Origin of the sequence: Mesorhizobium carmichaelinearum, assembly GCF_900199455.1 — a bacterium.
GTDB classification, from domain to species: domain Bacteria; phylum Pseudomonadota; class Alphaproteobacteria; order Rhizobiales; family Rhizobiaceae; genus Mesorhizobium; species Mesorhizobium carmichaelinearum.
In genome coordinates this window covers 491,096-510,170 of sequence record NZ_FZQR01000003.1, presented here as the reverse complement: position 1 = coordinate 510,170, position 19,075 = coordinate 491,096, and the positions used below count along the sequence as shown (strand labels likewise).

At 63.5% G+C, this 19,075-nt stretch carries 19 protein-coding genes and 1 pseudogene; 2 read left to right on the top strand and 18 right to left on the bottom strand.

What is annotated here, in order from left to right:
- Window positions 1-46: 46 nt before the first annotated feature.
- The 12 genes from phnD to phnG form a co-directional block, all read right to left on the bottom strand.
- Window positions 47-955 (bottom strand): phosphonate ABC transporter substrate-binding protein, encoded by a 909-nt coding sequence (phnD, locus tag CKW40_RS09120; protein WP_095199588.1) that lies wholly within the window; start codon window positions 953-955, stop codon window positions 47-49.
- A gap of 102 nt (window positions 956-1,057) precedes the next feature.
- Window positions 1,058-1,915: a phosphonate ABC transporter ATP-binding protein gene (gene phnC, locus CKW40_RS09115; protein ID WP_095199587.1), complete on the bottom strand. Its 858-nt coding sequence runs from the start codon at window positions 1,913-1,915 to the stop codon at window positions 1,058-1,060.
- Between the two features lie 130 nt (window positions 1,916-2,045).
- Complete coding sequence (locus CKW40_RS09110) at window positions 2,046-2,756, bottom strand: DUF1868 domain-containing protein (RefSeq protein WP_095199586.1); 711 nt, start codon at window positions 2,754-2,756, stop codon at window positions 2,046-2,048.
- 79 nt (window positions 2,757-2,835) lie between these two features.
- Window positions 2,836-3,276, bottom strand: a complete 441-nt coding sequence (locus CKW40_RS09105; protein WP_143748264.1) for a hypothetical protein — start codon at window positions 3,274-3,276, stop codon at window positions 2,836-2,838.
- A 104-nt stretch (window positions 3,277-3,380) separates the two neighbouring features.
- The gene (locus CKW40_RS09100) at window positions 3,381-3,998 is read right to left on the bottom strand and encodes a DapH/DapD/GlmU-related protein (RefSeq protein ID WP_095199584.1); all 618 of its coding nucleotides are present in this window, start codon (window positions 3,996-3,998) and stop codon (window positions 3,381-3,383) included.
- Window positions 3,995-4,702 carry a phosphonate C-P lyase system protein PhnL gene (gene phnL, locus CKW40_RS09095; protein ID WP_095199583.1) on the bottom strand — a complete coding sequence of 236 codons (708 nt, stop codon included), beginning with the start codon at window positions 4,700-4,702 and terminating at the stop codon, window positions 3,995-3,997. The genes CKW40_RS09100 and phnL overlap by 4 nt, the downstream gene beginning before the upstream one ends.
- 2 nt (window positions 4,703-4,704) lie before the next feature.
- Window positions 4,705-5,481, bottom strand: coding sequence for a phosphonate C-P lyase system protein PhnK (gene phnK / locus CKW40_RS09090; protein WP_015315654.1), 777 nt, complete (start codon window positions 5,479-5,481; stop codon window positions 4,705-4,707).
- Window positions 5,478-6,377 carry an alpha-D-ribose 1-methylphosphonate 5-phosphate C-P-lyase PhnJ gene (locus CKW40_RS09085; protein WP_095199745.1) on the bottom strand — a complete coding sequence of 300 codons (900 nt, stop codon included), beginning with the start codon at window positions 6,375-6,377 and terminating at the stop codon, window positions 5,478-5,480. Before CKW40_RS09085 ends, phnK begins: the two co-directional genes overlap by 4 nt.
- Window positions 6,378-6,651: 274 nt before the next feature.
- Complete coding sequence (fosX, locus tag CKW40_RS09075) at window positions 6,652-7,071, bottom strand: FosX/FosE/FosI family fosfomycin resistance hydrolase (protein WP_095199581.1); 420 nt, start codon at window positions 7,069-7,071, stop codon at window positions 6,652-6,654.
- Entirely contained in the window at window positions 7,068-8,180 is a 1,113-nt protein-coding gene (locus tag CKW40_RS09070) for a carbon-phosphorus lyase complex subunit (RefSeq protein ID WP_095199580.1), read from the bottom strand. Before CKW40_RS09070 ends, fosX begins: the two co-directional genes overlap by 4 nt.
- Before the next feature lie 2 nt (window positions 8,181-8,182).
- Window positions 8,183-8,794 (bottom strand): phosphonate C-P lyase system protein PhnH, encoded by a 612-nt coding sequence (gene phnH, locus CKW40_RS09065; RefSeq protein WP_095199579.1) that lies wholly within the window; start codon window positions 8,792-8,794, stop codon window positions 8,183-8,185.
- Window positions 8,794-9,255, bottom strand: coding sequence for a phosphonate C-P lyase system protein PhnG (gene phnG / locus CKW40_RS09060; RefSeq protein WP_095199744.1), 462 nt, complete (start codon window positions 9,253-9,255; stop codon window positions 8,794-8,796). Before phnG ends, phnH begins: the two co-directional genes overlap by 1 nt.
- A gap of 122 nt (window positions 9,256-9,377) precedes the next feature.
- On the opposite strand from phnG, the gene phnF reads away from it, so the two are divergent.
- Window positions 9,378-10,127: a phosphonate metabolism transcriptional regulator PhnF gene (phnF, locus tag CKW40_RS09055; protein ID WP_095199578.1), complete on the top strand. Its 750-nt coding sequence runs from the start codon at window positions 9,378-9,380 to the stop codon at window positions 10,125-10,127.
- A 15-nt stretch (window positions 10,128-10,142) separates the two neighbouring features.
- Here phnF and CKW40_RS09050 read toward each other — a convergent pair whose 3' ends face one another.
- The 6 genes and pseudogenes from CKW40_RS09050 to CKW40_RS09025 form a co-directional block, all read right to left on the bottom strand.
- Entirely contained in the window at window positions 10,143-11,159 is a 1,017-nt protein-coding gene (locus CKW40_RS09050) for a zinc-binding alcohol dehydrogenase family protein (protein WP_095199577.1), read from the bottom strand.
- Between the two features lie 71 nt (window positions 11,160-11,230).
- The gene (locus CKW40_RS09045) at window positions 11,231-12,199 is read right to left on the bottom strand and encodes an ABC transporter permease (protein ID WP_095199576.1); all 969 of its coding nucleotides are present in this window, start codon (window positions 12,197-12,199) and stop codon (window positions 11,231-11,233) included.
- Window positions 12,196-13,749, bottom strand: coding sequence for a sugar ABC transporter ATP-binding protein (locus CKW40_RS09040; protein WP_095199575.1), 1,554 nt, complete (start codon window positions 13,747-13,749; stop codon window positions 12,196-12,198). The genes CKW40_RS09045 and CKW40_RS09040 overlap by 4 nt, the downstream gene beginning before the upstream one ends.
- A gap of 167 nt (window positions 13,750-13,916) precedes the next feature.
- On the bottom strand, window positions 13,917-14,912 hold the full coding sequence (locus tag CKW40_RS09035) for an ABC transporter substrate-binding protein (RefSeq protein WP_095199574.1): 996 nt from the start codon (window positions 14,910-14,912) through the stop codon (window positions 13,917-13,919).
- A gap of 335 nt (window positions 14,913-15,247) precedes the next feature.
- Window positions 15,248-16,245 (bottom strand): annotated as a pseudogene (locus CKW40_RS09030) (aldo/keto reductase).
- Between the two features lie 62 nt (window positions 16,246-16,307).
- Window positions 16,308-17,813 (bottom strand): UxaA family hydrolase, encoded by a 1,506-nt coding sequence (locus tag CKW40_RS09025; RefSeq protein ID WP_095199573.1) that lies wholly within the window; start codon window positions 17,811-17,813, stop codon window positions 16,308-16,310.
- 253 nt (window positions 17,814-18,066) lie between these two features.
- Between CKW40_RS09025 and CKW40_RS09020 the strand changes: the two genes are divergently transcribed.
- The gene (locus CKW40_RS09020; protein ID WP_095199572.1) at window positions 18,067-18,966 is read left to right on the top strand and encodes a GntR family transcriptional regulator; all 900 of its coding nucleotides are present in this window, start codon (window positions 18,067-18,069) and stop codon (window positions 18,964-18,966) included.
- Window positions 18,967-19,075 lie beyond the last annotated feature (109 nt).

Below are 19,075 nucleotides of genomic sequence, written 5' to 3'. Positions count from 1 at the left end.
GCAAAAAGGGCGGTGTTTTTGAACACCGCCCTTTTCGATTTCGCCGTTAGCCGCCGATGGCTGCCTTACGGGCTTCGACGATGACGCTGTAGAAGTCAGGCTTCACCGGGACGTAGCCGGTGAAATCGCCGCCTTCAACGCCCTCGAAGCAAGCCTTGTCCTTCTTCGGCAGCTGCGTGAAGAAATTGGCAAGCTTGGCGGTCATGTCGTCGCCGAGCGCGGTGCGCACGACCAGCGGGCCGTTCGGGATCAGGCCCGAACGCCAGACTTCGACGAAGTCGTTGGGGTCGACGGCGCCCTTGGCGACTTCCTTGTGGAAGGTGCCGGAGGTGTAACCGTTCTTGAAGTCGCCGATGCCGGAGGAATCGTCCACCGCGACATCGACCTTGCCGTCGCGCACGGCCAGGATGTTGTTCTCGTGGCCGCCATTGAACTGCGTCGAAGCAAAGAAGGCTTCGTTCGAGGCGCCGGTCGTCTTCGGAATCTGGGTCAGCGGGATCAGGTAGCCGGAGGTCGAATCCGGATCGGCATAGCCGAGCTTCTTGCCCTTGGCCGACTTGATGTCGGTGATGCCGGAAGACTTGAGCGCCAGGCCGATCGAATAATAGCCGGTGGCGCCGTCGGTCTGCTGGGTGGTGAGGATCGGGGTGACGGCCTTGGGGTCCTTGATGTAGACGCTGGCGTAGCCGGAAGCGCCGAGTTCGGCGAAGTCGAGCGTGCCGCCGAGCAGGCCCTGGATCACGCCGTCATAGTCGGCGGCGGGGAACAGCGAGACCTTTTCGAAGCCGAATTCGGCCTTCAAATGGTCGGCCAGACACTGGTAGTTGCGCAGCCGGTCGGTTTCGTTTTCACCGCCGAGGATGCCGACGCGGAATTCCTTCAGATCGGCGGCGTGGGCCATGCTGGTCGCCATGGCGAGCACCGAAACGGCGCTGAAAACCATCTTCCTGAACATTTGATGTCTCTCCTGTAAGTTCCGGCCCCGCGCCGGCAGCGTTCTTGATCTTGACGATTGCCCTTGACGTGGGCGGACGATCCGAGCCGCTCTTTCTTGAACTCAGTAACCTGGGAATGCAGGTTCGAGCGGTCCGGCGGATGCAGCGATCTTTTGCTTGAAGGCAACGCTTGTGGAGGTGATGGCCTCCGATATCTCTGCGCCATTGCTGTCGGCGCCGTAGACGAGGCGGACGGCCTCACGGTTGAGCTCTTCGGGTGGGCCATCGAAGACGACCTTGCCGGCGGCCATGCCGATGATGCGGTTGCAGTAGGTGCGGGCGGTATCGAGCGTATGCAGATTGGTGACGACGGTGATGCCTTCGCGCAGATTTATGTCCTGAAGCGAATCCATCACTACCTGGGCGTTGAGCGGGTCGAGCGAGGCGATCGGCTCGTCGGCGAGGATCACCTTGGGCTGCTGCATCAGCGCGCGGGCGATAGCGACGCGCTGCTGCTGTCCGCCGGACAGGGTGCCGGCGGGCTGAAGTGCGGTGCGGGCTATGTCGAGCCGCTCGAGTGCGGCGACGGCCTCGGCGCATTCGGCGCGCGAGAACATGCCGAGAAGGTTGGACAGGGTCGAACGGTGGTTCAACTTACCAAGCAGCACGTTGGTCAGCACGTCGAGGCGCGGCACCAGGTTGAACTGCTGGAAGATCATGGCGCAGTCGCGCTGCCAGCGCCGCAGCGGCGAGCCGCGCAGCTGGGAGACCTCGGCGCCGTCAAAAAAAATCGACCCCTGGCTGGGGTCGACAAGACGGTTGATCATGCGAAGAAGGGTCGATTTGCCAGCGCCCGAACGGCCGATGACGCCGACCATCTGACCCTGCGGGATCGAGATGTTGACGTCGCTGACAGCGGTGTTCTTGCCAAATCGTCGGCTGACACCGCGGATTTCGAGCGTGGCAGAGCTTGCTGACATGAGCAGGTTCCAGTCCGGACCTTATTGATCGTCAGGCATTCGCCTAGCGCAGCCACATGAACCTGCCGTGTCGCCACCATGTCAGTTTTGTTACGCTCCACAGGCTTGGCGACCGGCGACTTGCGGACAATCAGCCGAGCACCAGCAATTCCTCGAAATGCTTCATGTCGCGGAAGGCGCAGAAGGCGGGTGGCTTGATCTCGATCACCGGCGCCTGCCGTGCGAAAAGCGCCAGGTAATCGTCGAACAGCGCCTGCCATGCCGCAGCCCTGTCATCTGCCAGACGCTGGATCTGATAGGCAAAGGTGATGTGGAAGACATAGGCGTCGTGATCGGGATGCCGGTAGCCGAACGGCACCGCCAGCGTATCGCGCCATTGACGCATGATGCGTACGTCTTCGTCCGTCGCGCCAGCAACGGTGAGGCCAGTCGGCACGATCTCGACCACCTTGATGTTGAACGGACCGAAGCCCTCGAAACCCTTCAGGCGCTCCAGATAGAGCCGGGTCATGGCGTCGATGCTGGTGTCGAGCGGCACGTCCTGTGGCCAGTAGGGCAGGCGGCGGCGATATTCGATGATGCCTTGGAACAGCGTCATGTGCAGGCTGGAGACGGGCGTGAAGGCAAGCCGGTCGGCGTCGGGCATCGCCAGCATCTTGTCTCGCACCGCAAGCACCACAGCCTCGGACGGCGAACCGCTGACGAGATGACTGACCACAGTGTTGCCGGGCTCGGTCAGGAAATTGCCTGAGGTGTCGTAGCGCGTGCCGAGATGCGTCGGCGGCATCGGATTGGAGCCGGCAAAGAATCCGGCGAGCGAGGGTGTGACAGTGTCGAGCATGGCGATCTCCTTGGGGGAGATGGCGTCCTGTCCGAGTCATGTGTCAGGGATATGAAACAGGACCGGACGCGAAGGGTTTTCAAAGGCAAGGATTTGCTACAGGCTCACGATCAACTTCAAGGAGCTTATCCATATCGGCAATGATTTGCCGACGGTCGACCGACTTGATTGCATTGTACATTTGCACACTCTCGCTGTCCGGCTGGCATGAGACGCTGCTGCGATGCGCCTCGCTCGCCCGGACTTGGCGTTGCTGCTCTTCGAGCGCCGCCTGCGTGGTATTTGAATTCCGCACGATAAACGCTTTAATGCGATCGATCTGAGATTGAAGGAAGACGAGAAAGTCGCGATCCTGTTGCGGAGAGCAGGCCTCGCCGACCGCTTCAATTTCGGTATAAATCATCCAAGCGCACAAGACAGCGCCGCGAGGATCGGTCTTTGGCACTTCGGCCGTGATGGCATGCTGAGGCAGGAGCGCCGCTAACCCAAATAGGCAAGGCCCAATCCACCGTTTGAGCATACCGACCTCCACGACTCTCAAGCGTGGTAAAAGTACACCCAATGATGGGCTAAATACGGCCTCAAGGCCGATCGCTATTCGCCGCCGCGGGCGAACGCAAATCGTCAGCCGCCATGCTTCTCGAGGAAAGCCTCAGCCCCAAGCTCGCGAAAATCCTCTAGGCAGGCGCGCAGTCTGGCATGGTCCCAGTCCCACCAGGCAAGTGCCTGGTAGCGTTCGGCGGTGCGGCGGTCGAAGCGTTCGCGGATCGGCTTTGCCGGCACGCCGGCGACGATGGTGTAGGGGGCGACATCCTTCGACACGACGGCTCCGGCGCCGACCGCCGCGCCATCGCCGACGGTGACGCCGGGCAGGACGGTCGAGCCGTGGCCGAGCCAGGTGTCGTGGCCGATGGTGACGCGCTTGGCGCGGCGCTGGGCGAAGAATTCACTCTCATGCTCGGCGTCGTCCCAATAGTCCGAGGCGCGGTAGGTGAAGTGGTGCAGCGTCGGCCGCCAGGTCGGATGGTTGGTGGCATTGAGGCGCACGCTTGCGGCGATGTTGGCGAACTTGCCGATTGTCGCGCACCACACGGCGCAGTCCTGCATCATGTAGGAATAGTCGCCGAGTTCGCTTTCCGAAACCCGGCTGCGGTCGGCGATCTCGGTCCAGCGGCCGAGCGTCGAATTGTGCACCTCCGCCGTCGGGTGGACCAGCGGCGTCTCCGACAATTTCCTGGTCATGCGGCGAGTTTTCCCGGGGCAAAAGCGGTGACGTCGATGATGCGGTCGGCCACCGCCTCGCGCACATCATGGTCGTGGAAGATGCCAAGCAGGGCGACACCCGCTGCCTTCTTGGCGGCGATGAGTTCGATCACCACGTCGCGGTTGGTGGCGTCGAGCGAGGCGGTCGGTTCGTCGAGCAGCAGGATCGGGTGTTCGGTGATGAAGCCGCGCGCGATGTTGACGCGCTGCTGCTCGCCGCCGGAGAAGGTCGCCGGCGGCAAAGCCCAGAGTTTTTCCGGCAAGTTGAGCTGCGCCAGCAAGGCGCGCGCCTTGCCGCGGGCAATTTCGCGCTCTTCGCCGCGCTCGACCAGCGGCTCGGCGACGACATCGAGCGCCGAGACTCGCGGCACGGTGCGCAGGAACTGGCTGACATAGCCGATCGTTTGCCGGCGTACGGCAAGCACGGTGCGCGGGCTGGCATGGGCGAGATCGATCAGCCCGTCCTCATGCTTGACGATGATCTGGCCTTCGTCGACGGCGTAGTTGCCGTAGAGCATTTTCAGGATCGAGCTCTTGCCGGCACCGGACGGGCCGCCAAGCACGGTGCATTCGCCGGCCTTGATCGAGAACGAGACACCGGAAACGACAGGCAGTTTGATGCCATCGCGCAGATGCATGGTGAAGCTCTTGGCGACGTCGGAGACAACGAGGGGCGTCGGCATGGTTACACCTGCAGGATGGAAGAAACGAGGAGCTGCGTATAGGGCGCGCGGGGATCGTCGAGCACGCGGTCGGTGAGGCCGCTTTCGACGACGCGGCCGTCCTTCATCACCATCATGCGCTGCGAAAGAAGCCGCGCCACGGCGAGATCGTGGGTGACGACGATGGCCGCCAGACCAAGATCGGTGACCAGTCCGCGCAAGAGATCGAGCAGGCGTGCTTGCACCGAGACGTCGAGGCCGCCCGTCGGCTCATCCATGAACACCAGCCGTGGGCCGGTGACGAGGTTGCGGGCGATCTGCAGGCGCTGGCGCATGCCGCCGGAAAAGGCGCGCGGCTCGTCGTCGATGCGGTCTTCCTCGATCTCGACGCGCGACAGCCAGTCGACCGCCGTGGCGCGGATCTTGCCGTAGTGGCGGTCTCCGACCGCCATCAGCCGCTCGCCGACATTGGCGCCGGCCGACACCGTCATGCGCAGGCCGTCGGCCGGGTTCTGGTGGACAAAGCCCCAGTCGGTGCGCATCAGGAAGCGGCGCTCGGCCTCGCTCATGCGGTAGAGTTCGCGGAACTGGCCGTCGCGCATGCGATAGCTGGCGGTGCCGGAGGAGGGTAAGAGCCGCGTCGACAGGCAGTTGAGCAGCGTCGTCTTGCCGGAGCCGGATTCGCCGACGACGGCCAGGACTTCGCCCGGCCATAGGTCGAAGGAGACGTTGTCGCAGCCGACGCGCGAACCGTAGAATTTGGAGAGCGCCGAGACACGCAGCAGCGGTTCGTCGGTCATTGTGCCGGCTCCATTTTTTGCGAGGTAGGATGGGTCTCGGGGGCAAGGTGGCCGCGATGGCCATCCGCCCGCCGCTTCTCGCAATGGTCGGTGTCGGAGCAGACGAACATGTGGCCGCCATGGTCGTCGAGGATGACCTCGTCGAGATAGACATTCTCGGCCGCGCACAGCGCGCAGGGCTGGTCGAAGGTCTGCACCTCGAATGGATGGTCCTCGAAGTCGAGGCTGACCACTTCCGTGAAGGGCGGCACCGCGTAGATGCGCTTTTCGCGGCCGGCGCCGAACAGCTGCAGCGCCGGCGAGCGGTGCATCTTGGGATTGTCGAATTTTGGCGTCGGCGAGGGGTCCATCACATAGCGGCCCTCGACCTTGACCGGATAGGCGTAGGTGGTGGCGATGCGGCCGTGCTTAGCGATGTCCTCATAGAGCTTGACGTGCATGAGGCCGTATTCCTCCAGCGCATGCATCTTGCGCGTTTCGGTCTCGCGCGGTTCGAGGAAGCGCAGCGGCTCGGGGATCGGCACCTGGTAGACCAGCACCTGGCCCGCGGTCAGCGGATGTTCGGGGATGCGGTGGCGGGTCTGGATGATGGTGGCGCTGGCGGTGTCGGTGGTGACGGCGACATTGGCGACCTTCTTGAAGAAGGCGCGGATCGACACCGCATTGGTGGTGTCGTCGGCGCCCTGATCGATGACTTTCAGCACATCGTCGGGGCCGATGATCGAGGCGGTGACCTGGACGCCGCCTGTGCCCCAGCCATAGGGCATCGGCATTTCGCGCGAGGCGAACGGCACCTGGTAGCCGGGGATGGCGATGCCTTTGAGGATCGCGCGGCGGATCATCCGTTTGGTCTGCTCGTCGAGGTAGGCGAAGTTGTAGGTGGCGATGTCGGTCATGGCGATCACATCCACATTGTGCTATTGAATTGGCGTCCAGGACGCGGAAACAGGGGCGAATTCAGATGAACTCGACCGGATGGATGCATCTCGGAATTCTGCTGGTGGTGTTCGCTAGCGTTGTTCTCTTTTTCCTTCGGCGCATGATTCTTCCCGCCCCTAAAGAGGGCTCTCACGGTGAGTCCATGGGCGGCGGAGGTGGCGGCTACTCCGGGTATGATGGCTATGGCGGTCATTCCCACGATGGTGGCGGCCATGGGGGCGGGCACTAAGTTCATCGCGCAGCCTCCAATCCCTTGGCATAGCGCGCCAGCCGCTCGGTGAGCGTGCCGGTGTGCAGTTCGAACATGTGGTTGTCGTCGTCGTAGAAATAGATCGAGCGACCTTCACCCTCGACGCGCGGACGCGGCGGGCGCATGTCGAGGCCTAACTTGCCGATGCGCTCGGCATAGCGGTCGAAATCGGCGCCATCGATCTTGAAGGCGATGTGGTTGTAGCTGCGCTCCGGCAGCGCCTCGCCTTGCATGATGGCGATCCAGATGTCGCCGATCAGGAAGAATTTTTCGCGCGACAGCGAGAACTGCGCGGCGTCGCTGGCGTAGACCTCTCGCGCGTCGAAAACTCCGGTCAGGATCTCGGTCATCCGGTCTAGATCGCGGACGATGAAGGTCATGTGGGACAGGCCTTCGATCATTCCGCGGCCTCCCGCTTTTCTTCGGCCTTGGCGGGGTTCTCTCGGGCCTCGTACTCGGCACGCATGCGGCGCACGAGGTCGAGCTCGGCCTGGAAGTCGACATAGTGCGGCAGCTTCAAATGCTCGACGAAGCCGGTCGCCTGGACATTGTCGGAATGCGAGATGACGAACTCCTCGTCCTGCGCCGCGGCGACAATATCCTCGCCGAGCTCGGAGGCGCGCAGGGCCCGGTCGCACAGCGCCATCGCCATCGCCTTGCGCTCGCTCTGGCCGAAGACCAGGCCGTAGCCGCGAGTGAATTGCGGCGGCGCCTTGGCCGAGCCTTTGAACTGATTGACCATCTGGCATTCGGTGACCCGCACGGTGCCAAGGGGGGCTGCGAAGGGCAGTTCGGGAACGTCGAGTTCCAGCTCGACCTCACCGATGCGGATTTCGCCGACAAAGGGATGGTTGCGAGCATAGCCGCGCTGGGTCGAATAGCCGAGCGCCAGCAGGAAACCCTCGTCGCCGCGCGACAGCGCCTGCAGGCGGATATCGCGCGCCATCGGGAATTCCAGCGGCTCGCGGGTGATGTCGCCCGGCACGTGGTCCTGAGGCATCTCGCCGTCCGGTTCGATCAGGCCTTCGCGGGCGAGGATCGCCGAGACGCGCGGCATGGCCTGGGCTTCCGCCTCGCGCTGCAAAGGCTCGGCGACATCGGCGCTGGCGGCAAGTTCGGGGTCGAGCAGCCGGTGGGTGTAGTCGAAGGTCGGGCCGAGAAGCTGGCCGCCGGGCAGGTCCTTGTAGGTTGCCGAGACACGCCGTTCGACCCGCATGGTGCCGGTGTCGATCGGCTTCGAATAGCCGAAGCGCGGCAGCGTCGTGCGATAGGCGCGCACCAGGAAGATCGCCTCGATCATGTCGCCGCGCGCCTGGACGATGGCGAGTGCGGCGAGCTCACGGTCATAGAGCGAGCCCTCGCTCATCACCCGGTCGACACCAAGCGCCAGCTGCTCGACGATCTGGTCGAGGCGCAGTGCCGGCACCGAACGGTCGCCGCGCCGGCGGTCGGCAAGCAGGCTGTGGGCGTTGGCAATCGCGGCCTCGCCGCCTTTTACCGCGACATACATCTTCAAGCCTCCATCGTCTTGATGCGCGTCGTGCGCGGCAGGCAGGCTAAGCCTTCCGACGTGGCGAGGATGATGTCGACGCCGCGCGGAAAGCGCTTGTTGTTCTGCTTCCACTGCTCAGTGAAATGACGCGGCATCTGCGCCGGCGCGATCGTGGCGCTGGTTTCGATGCCGGGGCCTTCAAGCCGCAGCGGAGCGCCCGAGGTGAAATCGCTGACCTGGAGGATCAGGGTGGTCGAGCGGTCGGGATAATCCTGCGTTCCCTGCGAAAAGCCGTCGAGCGCCATCATCTCGGCCGGCGTGGCGACAAAGGCGAAATGCGCATCAGCCGGCGTATTGGCCAGTGGCGCGCCAGAGTGGAAGCCAAGCCAGGAGATGACCGCGGCGGAGGCGTGCAGGGCCGGGTCGAGCCAGAGCGGCGTGTCGTTGTCACAGAGCGCCAGTGCCACGGCGCCTGCTGTTGCCGAGAGCGGCGCCGGTGGGCGGGCCAAGGCTGACAGTGGCTGTACGCTGCCCGGCCGTGCCATCGCGTCCATGACCGCGCGGAAAACGGTCTGGGCGTTGAAGACCGAATCGGCGAAACCGCCTTCGATCGATTGCGCTGCGATATCCATCAGTCTTCTCCGCGAACCATGGTGAAGAAATCCACCTTCGTTGCCGCCGTCTCGGCGCGTCGTTTTTCCTGGGCAGTCGTGAGCGCCGACCGCAAAGGCGCGATCAGACTGGTCTCCACCTCGGCGCGGCGGGCAGGGTCCTGCCACAGCGCGTCGGCTATTGCCGCCAGCTTCGCCTTCTGCTTGTCGCGGCCAAGCGCGTAGCAATGGCCGACCTGTCCGGACGGCAATCGGACAGTGGCCCGGGTGACGGTCGCCTCGCCGACATTGAACGGCGCGCCGCCGCCGCCGATGCGGCCGCGCAGCGTCACCAGACCGGTCTCGGGGCCGCGCAGCAACTCGGCTTGCGAAGGCAGGCTGGCTTCGTTCCAGAGCCGGACGATGTCGTCGCCGCTCGATTGCGCCAGCGTCGCCATGGCGGCCTTGCGTTCGGCTTGGTCGCGGGCTTCCTGTCCTCGCATCGGCAGCATTCCTCTTTGCTAAATTTGTCTATTGATATAGACAACTATACAAATTATACATATTACCTAACGCGAGTCCATGACGGGTGGATGACAAGGGGTAGAAGCTTGGGGGGCAATCCATGATCGGGCGACAGGAAGCCGACAGCATCGAGCGGCGCAGCGGCGTCTCGCTGTGGCGGCAGATCGCCGACAGGATCCTGCAGGCGATCGCCACCGGCGATTTCGCCGAGAATGCCGCGCTGCCGCCAGAGGTGGTGCTGGCCGAGCGCTATGGCGTCAACCGCCACACGGTGCGCAGCGCCATATCGGCACTTGTGCAGGAAGGGGTGCTGCGGGCCGAACAGGGACGCGGCACCTTCGTGCTGTCACGCAAGCGGCTGTCCTATCCGATCGGCACGCGCACACGCTTTTCGACAGGCCTGCAAAGCCAGACCTCGGAACGGCACATCGTGCTGCTCTCATCATCGGTCGAGCCGGCCAGCCAGCGTGTCGCCGAAGGGCTTGGGCTGGCCAGGGGCACCGAGGTGATACGGTTGGAGACACGCGGCGAAGCCGACGGACGGCCTGTTTCGCGCGCCGCCGGTTGGTTCGAGGCCAGGCGCTTTGCCGGTATCGACAGGGCGATGGCCGAGACAGGATCGATCACCGCGTCGCTGGCGCGTTTCGGCATCGACGATTATCTCCGGCAATCGACCGTGCTGTCGGCGCGCCACGCCGATGCGGCCGATCTTGCCGACCTCGACCTGCAGCCAGGCGCCATCGTGCTGGTTACGGTGGCCGTCAACGTCACGCCGGACGGCGAGCCGCTCCAGTTTTCCGAGACGCGTTTCTCGGCTGAGCGGGTGGAATTGAGGCTGTCGGCGTTGTGAGCCGGATTCTGCTGGCTATCCGATCTCGATCACAGCCTTGATCAGGCCGGATTTCTCCTGCGCCCAGCGCGCGAGATCGTGCGGCGTGCCGGCCAGCGTGGTGCGGTGGGTGACGAGTTTGGCCAGAGGCACGGCGCCGTTGCGGATCGAGGCGGCGACGTGGTCGAAATCGGCCTTCAGCGCATTGCGGCTGCCGACCAGCGTCATCTCGCGCTTGTGGAATTCCGGGTCGGAAAAGACGATGTCGTCCTTGACGACGCTGACCAGCACCAATGTCCCGCCATGCGCGACATGGGCGAAGGCCGACTGCACCGATTGGGTGTTGCCGGTAGCGTCGAAGACCACGTCGAAGCCTTCGCCCGCTGTCGCTTCCCTGACCAAATCCGGCACCGCGCCGCGTGAGCCATCGAGGATACTGAAACCAAGTTCGTTTTCGGCGAAAGCGAGGCGTTCACTGCTCATGTCGAGCAGCGTCACGTCGAGGCCGGCAATGCGGGCGAAGATGGCGTTGCCGAGCCCGATCGGGCCGGCGCCGATGACCAGCGTGCGGGCGCCGGGCTCGGCGCGGGCGCGCCGCACGGCATGCGCGCCGATGGCGAGGAATTCGACGGCGGCAGCGTCGGCCAGCGACAGGCCGTTGGCCGGATAGAGATTTTGCGCCGGGACAAGAATATTTTCGCACATGGCGCCGTCGCGATGGACGCCGAGCACTTCGATCCAGACGCAGCAATTCGGTTTGCCGTGCCGGCAGGCGATGCATTTGCCGCAGGAGAGGTAGGGGTTGATGACGACCGGTTCGCCAATGGCAAGATCGACACCGTCACCGGTTTCGACAATCGTTCCCGACACTTCATGGCCCATGATGCGGGGATAGGCGAGGAACGGGTGCTTGCCCTCGAAAATGTGGTAGTCGGTGCCGCAGATGCCGACATGGCTGACCGCCACCAATGCCCAGCCAGCAGGCGGCGCGACAGGCGCGGGCCGGTCCTCCAGAACGAGTTCGCCCGGTGAGCGGCAGACGACGGCTTTCATGCTTCAATCCAGTCAAGGTTTATAAAAACGCCGGCCCGTCATGACAGGCCGGCGATCGATCTCGGTGGTGATCACTTGCCGCCGCGGCGGCGCAGGCCGTCAAAATAGACGATGACGATGATCAGCACGCCGGTGATGATGCGCTGCCAGAAGGCGTTGACGTTGAGCAGGTTGGCGCCGTTGTTGATGGTGGCGAGAATGAAGGCGCCGAGCAGCGGGCCGTGCACCGAGCCGACTGCGCCGAACAGCGAGGTGCCGCCGATCACCGAGGACGCGATCGCCTGCAGTTCCCAGCCCTCAGCCTGGGTCGGGTTGCCGATGCCGATGCGCGAGGCGAGCAACACGCCGACAAAAGCCGCGCACAGGCCCGACAGCGTGTAGGCCATGTAGATGGTGCGCTGGACATTGACGCCGGACAGGCGCGAGGCTTCGGCATTGGAGCCGACCGAAAAGAGGTAGCGGCCCCAGCGGCTGTGATGCAGGAAGATATAGGCCGGAATGCCGACCAGGATCACCATCCAGAACAGATTGGGGACGCCGAGGAAGGAGTTGCGCGAGAACTCCTGGAAGGCATCGTTGTTGATGGAGATCGAGTTGCCGTTGGTCATCAGAAGGCCGATGCCGCGCAACGATGTCAGCGTCGCCAGCGTGATGATGAAGGGCGGCAGGCCCATCTTGACGATGCCAAAACCGTGGAACAGGCCGATGGCGACGCCGACCAGCAAGGTGAGGAGGATGGCGAGGAAGACGGGCACCCCGGCATTGATCAGCATCGCGGCAATGACGGTGGCAAAACCGACCACCGCACCGACGGACAGATCGATGCCGCCGGTGATGATGACGAAAGTCTGGCCGACCGCCAGGATGGCGATCATCGAACCCTGACGCAGAAGGTTCGAGATGTTGTTGGCCGAGGCGAAGCTCGATGTCGACAGCGACAGGATGACCCACAGCAGCACCAGCAGCGCCAGCAGCGTCAGCCCGAACAGGGCGTTGTAATTGCGCTTGGGTTTTTCGGCAGGAATCGCCTCGGTGCTCATGTCTTTCCTCCCAGCTTTTCTTGTTTCTCGGCGAGCGCCTGTGTGAGAATTTCCTCGTGATCGGCGGTGCGGAAGCCGTGTGTCGCCACCAGCTTGCCGCGGCGAAACACATGCAGCGTGTCGGCCAGTTCATAGACTTCCGGCAGATAGGACGAGATCAGGATGATGCCGGCGCCCTTCGACAAGAGTGCGCCGAACAGGCGGTAGATTTCCGCCTTGGTGCCGACATCGACGCCGACCGTCGGCTCGTCGAAGATGAACAGCTTGGCGCCATGCGCCAGCCATTTGCCAATGACGATCTTCTGCTGGTTGCCGCCCGACAGGCTGGAGGCCAGCGCATGGCGTGTCGGCGTCTTGATGCGGAGATCGGCGATCTGGCGGTCGGCCTGGGTCTTCTCCTGCGCGCCGGAGATCAACAGATTGTTGGAGATGCGCTTGTAGATCGGCAGGTTGAGATTGAGGCCGACCGGCAAATTGAGACAGAGGCCCTGGTCGCGGCGGCTTTCCGGCGCCAGCGCCATGCCGAGCTTGATCGCGTCATGTTCGGAATTGACCTGAACCGGCTTGCCCTCCCACAGGATCTGACCGGCCGATTTCTTGTGACGCCCATAGAGGGTGGTGACGAACTCGCTGCGTCCGGCGCCGATCAGGCCGTAGAGGCCGACGATCTCGCCGGCGCGGACCGTCATCGAGACATTTTCGAAGCCCTTGCCCGACAGATTCCTGGCCTCGACGATCGCGGCGCCCGGCGTGAAATGCTCCTTGTGGTAGACCTGCTCGATCGAGCGGTTGATCATCAGCTTGACCAGTTCGGCGTCATTGGTCTCGGCGATGTTGCGGGTGCCGACCAGTGTGCCGTCGCGCAGCACGGAGACGCGATCGGCCAGCTCGAAGACTTCCTCCATGCGATGGCTGATATAGATGATCGTCACACCTTCACCCTTCAGCCGGCGGATCAGGGTGAAGAGTTGGTCGGCCTCCTTGCGGGTGAGGTAGGCGGTCGGCTCATCGAAGATCAGGAATTTGGTGCCGCGCACGGTGGCGCGGGCGGCGGCGATCAGCTGCTGCTGGCCGATGGTGAGGTCGCCGAGCACGACATGCGCCGGCAGGTCGAAGCCGAGATCGTCGATGATCTTCTGCGCTTCCTTGACCATGGCGCGCTGCTGCAGGATGCCGAAACGCGAATTCTCCTCGCCGAGGAACATATTGGCGGCGACGGTCAAATGACGGCAGAGCACGACTTCCTGGTGCACGGCATTGATGCCGAGCGCCATCGCCTCATGCGGGGTCGCCAGCGGCGCCGGCTTGCCTTCCCAGATGACCTCGCCTGAGGTGCGCGGCATGACGCCGGTCAGAAGCTTGATCAGGGTGGATTTGCCGGCGCCGTTTTCGCCAACGATGGCGTGGATTTCGCCGGACTTGAAAGCCAGCGTCACTGGCTTCAGCGCATGGGTGCCGGGATATTTCTTCTCGAGGCCGCGCAGTTCGAGGATCGTCCTGCCGGGCTCCAGCACGGGGGCAGGGTGCAGGTCTTGCGCCGTCGATGTCATGACAATCCTCCCAGATTGGCCTCCCAGATTGGTCTCACGATCTGGCACGCGGCGAGGCTTTGAAATGCCCGCAAGAGCAACCTAGCCCAGGCTGGCGGATTTCCAAGCGATATGGCTGTCGTTTCCGGGGCACGAGGCCCCGGAAACGAGTGCGGCTACGCGAAGGCTCAGTTGAGCTTCGGGTTGAGCAGCGCGTCGATCTTGGGGTCCTTCATATTGGCCTTAGTGACAAGGTTGGCACCGGTGTCGACATTGGCCTCGACCTTCTCGCCCTTCGAAGCGGCGAGCGCGGTCTTGATGCCGTCATAGCCCATCCGATAGGGATCCTGGACGACGAGGCCGGAGATGACGCCGTCATTGAGGAACTTGATCAGCTTCTCGTCGCTGTCGAAGCCGATCAGCCCGACCTTGCCGGCAAGCTTGTTCTCGGCGATCGCCTGACCGACGCCCTGCGCCATGATCAGGTTGGAGGCGAAGATGCCCTTCAGGTCCGGATTGGCGGTGATCAGGTCGGTCGCGATGTTGAGGCCGGTGGTGGCCTGGCCGTCGGCATATTTGTCGGCGATCAGTTCGAGGCCGGGATACTTGGCCTTGAGCTGTTCCTTGAAGCCCTGGGCGCGCTGCTCGAGCGAACCGGCGCCGGGCAGTGCGGTGATCAGGGCAACCTTGCCTTCGACCTTGCCGCCATTGGCCGCGCCGATGGCAGCTGCAAGACCGTCCGCGGCGACGCGGCCGCCCTGGACGTTGTCGGTGGTCAGGAACGAGGTGAAGGCCTTGGAGTCGGCGCCGGAGTCGATGCCGATGACCTTGACCTTCGCCGCTGCCTCGTCGATCGGCTTGCCGAGCGCCTTGGCTTCGGTCGGCGCGATGACGACGGCGGCCGGGTTGCCGGCGACGGCGTTCTCGAGGATGGAGATCTGGCCGTTGACGTCGGTTTCAGCCTGGGCGCCGAGTTCCGGCACGTTGACGCCGAGATCCTTGCCGGCCTTGCGGGCGCCGGCGAGCACGATCTGCCAGTAGAAGGACGTGGTGTCCTTGACGATGATCGGAATGGTCACGTCCGCTGCCGAAACCGGCGCCGAATGCATGACGCCGGCGAGCATCGAGGCTGCTGCCAGAGCCATGACGGCGCGGCGGTTGAGAATGCTGGTCACGAATTTCATAGGATTCCTCCCTAAGTCGCCCGGTGAACGTTACGGAAAGCTCCGTTCGGATAGGCGTGGCCCAAACAGAACTTTATCAATAAAAAACATTTACGCTGTTTTGATAGTGCATCGACCTGGACGATGCAAGCGGTGTTTCGCACCTGACCTCCCATGGCAGGCACAGACACATTCACACGCCGCTCCTCCCTGGACGCAGCCAACGCTCCCGTTCCGTTCCGTAAACACATGGAATATTAATTCCATATGTTAGTCAATATGGAACATTCATTCTTTCTGCCGGGTCGCGGGTTTGTGAAGTCGGGCCTCTCCCACCAAGGCCGATAGTGCCGCCTTCACGCCAGCTCCTGCACCACCGTGTAGGGACGATATTTCTGGTATTCCGTCTCCGGCACGTCGATGTCGAGCAGTTCGAGGTTGCGTGTCAGGTTCGCCAGTTTGGCTGTGCCGGTCAGTACGGTGGCGACCGTCGGCTCGTGCAGGGGAAACTGGAACGCGGCGGCGGGCAGAGGATAGCCGCCTTCGCCGGCGATCTTCTCCATGGCGTCGACCCGGTCGAGCATATCGCGGCTGGCGGGCAGGTAGTCGAAATGCGCGCCTTGCACCGGCCCGGTCGCCAATATGCCGGAGTTGAACACGCCGCCGATCACCAGTGACGTCTGCTGCTCGCGGCACAGCGGCAGCAGTTCGGCTTCGGCGCTGCGGTCGAGCAAGGAATAGCGGCTGGCAAGCAGGATGCAGTCGAGCGGCGCCGGCGCATGACGTCGCGGCAGATCTGGACTTCGTTGACGCCAAGCCCATAGGCGGAAATCGTACCGGCCCGCTTCAGTTCCTCGAGCGCCTTGAGTCCGCCATCCATAAACTGGCGAAAGTGCAGCTCGGTCTTCTCGACGCCATGCGTGTAGACGCCGATGTCGTGCACATACAAGATATCGATCTTGTTCAACCCAAGCCGCGCGTAGCTGAAGTCGACCGAGCGCATGATGCCGTCATAGGAATAGTCGTAGTCGAGCGCGAATGGCAGCGGATCGACATAGGAGTGGTCGGGCACCTGGTCTTCAGGCACCGGGCGGAACAGGCGGCCGACCTTGGTGGACAGCACGTAGGAATCGCGCGGCTTGTAGCGCAGGAAATCGCCGAAGCGGCGTTCCGACAGGCCGAATCCGTAGAAGGGCGCGGTGTCGAAATAGCGCAAGCCTGCCTCCCAGGCGCCCTGCAGCGTCTCCATCGCCGCTTCGCGCGAACAGGCGCGGTAGAGGCCGCCGATCGCGGCACCACCGAAGCTGACCTCGGTGACCTCGAGCGCCGTCTGGCCGATGCGGCGTTTTTCCATGCAAAGCCTCCCCGTTGCCGACCGCTGTCCGGCTTGGCCATTCTACCACATATCAGCCAAATCTAGAGCGTCGCGCCGAGATGCCAGGGCACGAACTCGTTGTCGCCGTAGCCGAAATCCTCGCTCTTGGTCTTGCGGCCGGAAGCCGTCTCGACGATCAGTTCGAAGATCTCGCGGCCCATGCCGGCGATGGTCTTTTCGCCCGAGGCGATGACGCCGCAATTGACGTCCATGTCCTCTTCCATCTGGTGATACATGGTCGAGTTGGTGGCGACCTTGATCGACGGCGTCGGCCGGCAGCCGAAGCAGGAACCGCGACCGGTGGTGAAGACGATGACATTGGCGCCGCCCGCGACCTGGCCGGTGGCCGAGACCGGGTCGTAACCGGGCGTGTCCATGAACACCAGTCCGTTGCCGGTGACCTTCTCGGCATAGCCGAAGACGCCATTGAGCGGTGTCTGGCCGCCCTTGGCGACCGCGCCCAGCGACTTTTCCAGGATGGTGGTGAGGCCGCCGCGCTTGTTGCCGGGCGAGGGGTTGTTGTCGATCGAGGCGCCATGCTTGGCGACGTGATCTTCCCACCATTTCACGTAGCCATCAAGCTTCTTGGCGATCTCGGGCGTCGCCGCGCGATAAGCGAGCAGGTGCTCGGCACCGTAGATTTCCGTTGTCTCGGAGAGGATGCCGATGCCGCCGACGCCGGCCAGTATGTCGACGGCCGCACCGAGCGCCGGGTTGGCGGTGATGCCCGACATGCCGTCGGAGCCGCCGCATTGCAGGCCCACGACGATTTCGCTGACCGGGATCGGCTCGCGCTTCAACTGGCCGACTTCCTCGGCGATTTCGGCGAGCACGCCCATCGCCTTTTCCACCGATTTGCGTGACCCGCCGGCATCCTGGATGTTGAAATGGCGTTTGCCGGCGGCAACGCCCTTCTGGCCATAGAGGGTGAGCTGGTTGACCTCGCATCCCAGGCCGACCATCAGCACACCGCCGAAATTCGGGTGGCGGGCATAGCCGGCGAGCGTGCGGTGCAGCACCATCATGCCGTCGCCGGTGCCGCTCATGCCGCAGCCCTGGCCATGGACGATCGGCACGAAGCCGTCGATGCCGGGATATTTCGGCAGCAAGGTCCGGTTGGCGGTGTCGGCGATGGAATGGCAGACCGTGGCCGAGCAATTGACGCTGGCGATGATGCCGATGAAGTTGCGCGTGCCGGCGCGGCCATCGGCGCGGCGATAGCCCATGAAGGTGCGGGCGCGGTCGGCCTCGGTTGCGTGCTCGGCCTCGCTCGGCGGCACCACGGGCAGGCGGCCGGCCTCGAACACCAGATTGTGCGAATGAACGTGTTCGCCGGCTGCGATGTCTTGCGTGGCGCGGCCGATCGCCTGGGCGTATTTGACCACGGCTTCACCGGCGGCAATCGGCTTGATCGCCACCTTGTGGCCGGGCTCGATGATTGCGGAGGCAAGCGCGCCGCCCGGCAGAACAGTGCCGATTTCGATGCGGCCATTGGCAACGGCGACATTGTCGGCGGGGGACAGAAGAATGGTGTTCGAGACGTTCACGGGCGGTTTCCTGGGTGATCCTGGGATGCGCTGATTGACACGCGCCTGTTAAGAGTTAATGTCTTTTATCGTGAAAAAACAGTTTTGCGTCAATTGTTTTTTCGCGGGCGTTCCGCGTGCCCCGGGTGTGTGTTGGCGCTGCAAACAATGAACCGGACCCCGGCGAAAGCGATTCCTGCTTCTCAGGGTCACGGGAACGTCATATTGCGCTTCAAGCCGGCCGCCGCAAGCGCCGGCATGATTGGGTCAGGGGATGTCGAAGAGCAACAACGTCTACAAGGACGCCTACAACAGGTGCCTCAGGCTGCTCGACGAAACGCGCAGCCTGCCGTCGGAACCGGAACTGGGCACACTGCTCGGCGTCAGCCGCACCACCGTGCGCAGCATCCTGGCGCGCATGGAGGAAACCGGGCTGATCGCCTGGAACAAGCGCGCCAAGACGGTGCTGCGCGACCCGCGTCCCGACGACTTCTTCCCCGAGGAAGAGACCGATACGCTGGCCGAGATCATCGAGCGCTCATTCATGCGGCGCCTGCTCGCCGGCGGCGCCGAGGCCGGCATGCAGATCAACGAGCTTGAACTGGCGCGCGAGATCGGCGTCGGCACCACCAGCGTGCGCGAGTTCCTGATCCGCTTCTCGCGCTTCGGCCTTATCGAGAAGCGCCGCAACAGCCATTGGGTGCTGAAGGGTTTTACGCGGGCCTTCGCGCTCGAACTGACCGAGATCCGCGAAATGTTCGAACTGCGGTCGGCTGCAGCTTTTGCCGCTCTGCCGACGGACAGCCCGGTGTGGGCCGATCTCGAACGGTTGGAGGACGAACACCGGCAGCTGGCACGAGAGATCGCCACGCGCTTCAACGCGTTTTCCGAGCTGGACGAGCGCTTCCACCGGCTCATTCACCGTGCCTCGCGCAACCGCTTCATCGTCGATTTCTACGACGTCATCGCCATGATCTTCCATTACCACTATCAGTGGAACAAGGCGCAGGAGCGCGAGCGCAACGAAGTCGCGGTCGGCGAGCATCTCGCCTATATCGAGGCGCTCAAATCGCGCGATCTCGGCAAGGTCGACGCTGCTTGCCGCAAACACCTGAAGTCGGCGCGACAGACATTGCTGACCTCGATCCCCGAAAGCCGTTCCCCAAAATCCTGATAGCGCCGCGTTGCCGCAGCATCGAATTGGCGATTTTCGACCTGCCGCTGCCATGATACGTATCCTTCCAGGAATTGCTTGAAGAGGCAGATGGCTTGAACCGCCGGGG